The organism is Allomuricauda sp. TY007 (assembly GCF_010468565.1).
Taxonomy (GTDB): Bacteria; Bacteroidota; Bacteroidia; order Flavobacteriales; family Flavobacteriaceae; genus Flagellimonas.
Genome location: NZ_WUEG01000068.1, coordinates 1 through 440 on the forward strand (window position 1 = coordinate 1; position 440 = coordinate 440).

At 47.5% G+C, this 440-nt stretch carries 1 protein-coding gene; it reads right to left on the minus strand.

The genetic code is table 11. The annotated features are described in order from the left end of the window. Window positions 1–440, minus strand: a 440-nt coding sequence (locus tag GO009_RS17450; RefSeq protein ID WP_163627981.1) for a PKD domain-containing protein, incomplete at both ends; no start/stop codon positions are given.

Here is a 440-nt window from a genome sequence, read left to right on the forward strand (position 1 = left end):
CCCAGAAATAGGTATCGATGCCAGCATCGTCTGTTGATGCCTCACCATTAAAAATAACCGCCAATGGTGCTTGTCCCTGTGTTGGGTTGGCTGAAGCAACTGCCTCCGGGGCTTGGTTTCCACCTTCTTCTGTAACAACTATGTTTACTGTTGCCGTATCTGTCAATCCTTCACCATCGGTCACCGTCAATGTTGCCGTATATGTGCCCAACGTATTGTATGTATATATCGGATTGGTATCTGTTGATGTACCTCCATCGCCAAAGTCCCAAGCGTAGCTTACAACTCCAATATCGTCTAGAGAGTTGCCTCCCATAAAGTTCACTTCTAACGGTGCGTTTCCGCTTTCTGGCGTAGCGAAAATCACTGCCTCTGGAGCTTGGTTTTCCGCTGCTTCTGTAACCACAATCTGTATGGTTGCAGAATCCGACAATCCAGCT